General features: G+C 41.1%; 3 protein-coding genes. All 3 read right to left on the bottom strand.

Annotation, left to right across the window (positions count from 1 at the left end):
• Positions 1-96 precede the first annotated feature (96 nt).
• The 3 genes from ACH2DQ_RS03940 to ACH2DQ_RS03930 all read right to left on the bottom strand — a co-directional run bounded on the left by ACH2DQ_RS03940 (position 97) and on the right by ACH2DQ_RS03930 (position 4008).
• Positions 97-555, bottom strand: a complete 459-nt coding sequence (locus ACH2DQ_RS03940; RefSeq protein WP_394915903.1) for a signal peptidase II — start codon at positions 553-555, stop codon at positions 97-99.
• A gap of 4 nt (positions 556-559) precedes the next feature.
• Positions 560-1966: an ATP-dependent Clp protease ATP-binding subunit ClpX gene (gene clpX / locus ACH2DQ_RS03935; protein ID WP_394915936.1), complete on the bottom strand. Its 1407-nt coding sequence runs from the start codon at positions 1964-1966 to the stop codon at positions 560-562.
• A gap of 215 nt (positions 1967-2181) precedes the next feature.
• Positions 2182-4008: a S1C family serine protease gene (locus ACH2DQ_RS03930; RefSeq protein WP_394915902.1), complete on the bottom strand. Its 1827-nt coding sequence runs from the start codon at positions 4006-4008 to the stop codon at positions 2182-2184.
• Positions 4009-4392 lie beyond the last annotated feature (384 nt).

Here is a 4392-nt window from a genome sequence, read left to right as displayed (position 1 = left end):
ATGCTTTTGAAAATTGTTCTTGTAATTCATCCATAAACTTTCTTTTCTCCTCTATGGTATTCCTACAGATTACCATAACATTTTTGACATATCCTGTCAACTTTTGTTCCTGAGATTCCACAAAATAAATAAAAAAGATCCCGCAAAAATACATAAATCGGATATATTAAACACGATTTGGCGAAACTTTTTCCATTTTGTGTGAAAGCTGAAGTAGTCTACTACGTATCCACGCTTTATCCTGTCGTAAATATTACTTGCCGCACCTCCCAGCACCAGGGCAAATCCGGTCTTTAAAAGGCCCATTCCTTTTTTGCCCAGAAGCCAGAGATAAGCGAAGAGGACTCCCACCGTCATCCCGGTTGACAGCCCGGCTACAAACTCCTGCTTTTTATCCAGAAAATTTAACATAGCGCCTTTGTTATGGTATTTGTGAAGAATGATTTTGCCGCCCAGTATTTCTTCATCTTTTCCAATTTCTCTGGTATTCTCAATTTTGTCTTTTATAAAATAATCCGCGATAAATATAATTACCGGTATCAGAATGTATATCATAGGCTTATCCCTCCAGCGCAGGTACTCCCCGCATGGTGATCAGCGGTCCTCCTGTATGATCAATATAAGCTTTTGTAATGGTTACCTTGCCTATATTATCGTCCTTTGGAATCTCATACATAATGTCCAGCATAAACTCTTCAATAATTGCCCGGAGTGCTCTTGCCCCCGTCTTCTTCTCCAAAGCTTTTTTTGCAATGGATTCCAGTGCTTCATCATCGAAATCCAGTTTCACTTCGTCCAGTGCAAGCAGTTTCTGGTACTGCTTTAAAATAGCATTCTTTGGCTCTTTTAAAATCTGTACAAGCATCGCCTCTGTCAATCCCTGTAGTGTATATACGATTGGGAGACGTCCGATAAATTCGGGGATCATTCCAAAGGTCCTGATATCATCCAGTGTAACTTTTTCCAGGATATCCGGATCCTCATCATATTTATCTTTCAGATCTGCTCGGAAACCAACCGATGCCTGCTTATTTAAACGTTCCTTAATGATATCTTCCAGTCCCGGGAATGCTCCGCCGCAGATAAAAAGAATATTTCTGGTATTTACCGTTGTCAGAGGCACCATAGCATTTTTACTGTTCGCTCCTACCGGAACTTCTACATCAGCGCCTTCTAAAAGCTTTAACATCCCCTGCTGTACGGATTCACCGCTTACATCTCTCTGATTGGTATTCTTTTTCTTGGCGATCTTATCAATTTCATCAATGAATACAATTCCTCTTTCCGCCTTCTCCACGTCATTGCCTGCTGCCGCCAGCAGTTTGGAAATGACACTTTCAATATCATCTCCAATATAACCGGCTTCCGTAAGGGATGTGGCATCCGCAATAGCAAGCGGTACATCCAGAAGCCTTGCAAGAGTCTTCACAAGATAGGTCTTTCCGCTTCCGGTAGGCCCGATCATCAGCATATTGGACTTTTCAATTTCTATGTCATCCATACTTCCGGTAGCCACTCTCTTATAATGGTTGTAAACGGCAACAGATATAACTTTCTTTGCCTTTTCCTGTCCAATGACGTATTCGTCCAGACTTGCTTTGATCCTGTGAGGTGCGGGGATAGACTTTACATCAAATTCCTTTTTCGGCTCCTCTTTTGGCTTTTTTTTCTTGACCTTCTGCTGATTTGGAATCTTATTCGTAAGGTCAGACAGGTTTACCATATTTATATTGGACATATTCATCAGATCATTGTATGGAATATTACCGTTGTTCATTGTATCAAATGCCTTTTGCATACATTCCGAACAAATATGAATACTGTTGGGGAGATTTACCATCTTACCGGCTTTGCTTTCCGGGCGCCTGCAAATAAAACAGACCTCTTCATATTCATCTTCATCCGGCTTATCTTTATTTTTTTCTGACTTTGTATTTTCTTCGGTCTTTGTAATATCTGCTGTCATATTTTCATCATCAGAATCAACAGCATCCACTACATCTTTATCATATATTTCATCTTTTTTATCTGACATATTATTTCCTCTCTTTTGCACAAACTACTACAAGTAACTATATCATAGTCAAAAAGCTCGCACAAGTGAAGATTTTATAAAATCTATAAAAAACCGTTCCAGGATCTCCAATTCCTGGAACGGTTATACTTTTTTGCTGACAATACTTAATTATTAAAGTTGAAGAACTGCTCCATTCCGTTACCTCCCTGGTTTGGGATCATCGGTGAAGCCTGGCCTTGCTGTGACTGTCCGTTTGAGGAACCATCACTCTGGGGCGTCGCTTCACTGCTCGTGGTATCCGCACTCTGCTTATCTAACGTAACGCTGACTGTTCTGGCTTTGTATTCACCGCCTTCGGCTGCCTGAACCTCTAAGTCAATTGTTTCCCCAGCCTTATAATAATTCATTCTGTCATATAAATCATTTGCTGATGTTATGGAAATACCGTCAATCTTTGTTACAATATCTCCTTTTACCAAACCTGCTTTTTCTGCTGCGGAGCCTTCCACAACTTCGTATAAGAATGCACCGGAAGGCATATTATAAACCTGCTTTGCTTCCTCTGAAACGTCTACCGGTTTTACACCCATGTAGCCTTTTTCGCTGCTTTCTACTTTTGATCTTGTGGTACGGTTCATTAAATCATCCAAAATTGGTTTTGCTGTATTAATCGGAATGGCATATCCCATCCCCTCAACACCTGAGGATGCTGCTTTTACAGAATTGATTCCGATTAACTGTCCGTTGATGTTTAATAAAGCGCCGCCGCTGTTACCAAAGTTAATCGCTGCATCTGTCTGAATCAGGCTGTTCGTAACTGTTCCGGAAGTGGTCTCAACGCTGACTTCACGGTTTAACGCACTGATGATGCCGGATGTAACAGACTGACCGTAGCCAAGTGCATTACCGATTGCAATTGCCTGCTGTCCTACCTGCAAGCTCTCAGAATCACCGATTTCTGCTATTTTAACCTGGTTTAGAACATCTGCCGGAATATCGCTTAACTGTACGGCTACCATTGCCAGATCATGTTCCGGATCCGTTCCTTTTACCTGTGCCTGAACAACTTTATCTTCCTGGTTTTCTACATTTACGGTGAAGCATACCGTCAGGTTTTCAGAGCCTTCCACTACATGGTTATTAGTCGCAATCAGTAACTCTTTATCATTTTTACCTATGATGATACCCGAGCCGCTGCTCTCTTCTTCCTGGGACTGTGTTCCGTAAAAATAGGTCTGAACTTCCTTTACTGTCTTACTGGTAATTGCTACGATGGAAGGCATTGCATTTTCAGCAACCTTCGCTATATCGGTGGATGATGTACTGACTGTACTGCCCTCTGCTGTCTTATTCTGCTCATTTACCGTTCCTGTGGAACTGATTTTGGCTTCTGTTTCCTGTGTCCGGGGGAAAACTTTATTGCCAACATAATCGGTAAGCTGGAACGAAGCACTTGCCACTACACCAAATACAACTGCTACCGATGCTGCCACTGCAATCTTGGACATTATGGTTTTTTTCTTCTTTGGCTTTTCATACCGCGGCGGGTTCGGATTCTGTCCACCTGTCTGATAGGAACCGTATGAATGCTGTTGTTGCTGCTGATTCATCTGCTGCTGTGGCTGCTGTTCTTCCTGTCTGTTGTCCCTGTCATACGCATAATGATAAAATGAACTGTCAGATGTCTGCCCGTTTTGATTGCCTGAATTTGTCATCTGATTTTCCTGTCGGGCATATGCCTGATCCTCTGCTGTATCAGCCGATGTAAAAGTCTCTGCTGCATCGGGTGTCTCCATGGTGTCTGATGTCCTTGTTGTATCAATCGTACCTGTCGTATCTGTCATCTCCGACGAATCATATATCATACTTTCATTTGACGGCTGTTCATCCCGTTGTCCATAAACATCGTCCTGTCTGTATCCTTCTCCAGTATTAGAAGGGGTACCTCCGGTTACATTATTTTGTTCTTTATCGTTAAATTCATCATACATTTGAATTACCTCCTCGTATTTTTTCTCTTTGTTATTTTCTGGTATCAGTTTAACAATCAAATGTGTTCAATCTGTGATAAAACTTTTAAAAATATTTGAAACGACAAAAATATCAAAAAATGTTGAAATAAAATATGGACGCAGTACTTTCGGAGTTACGGACCACACTTAAAATCCTGTATTTCCTATTGTACTGCGCCCATGCTGATTCTATTCAATAAGCATACACAAATGTATCTTCCTGGTACTCCATTCACAGCTGTTTACCCAATGCTGTACTAGAGCGTGTTTGAAAATTAAAAGTTGCACAAAACAAATGTTTTGCATCCCCGTTTTATGGTAAAATAAAGAAAAAGGGGTGTTTTATATGTTGAGACGATATGA

The sequence above is a fragment of the Robinsoniella sp. genome (assembly GCF_034124845.1).
Note: the sequence above shows the minus strand (reverse complement) of the source record. Positions and strands in the feature narration are given on the sequence as shown.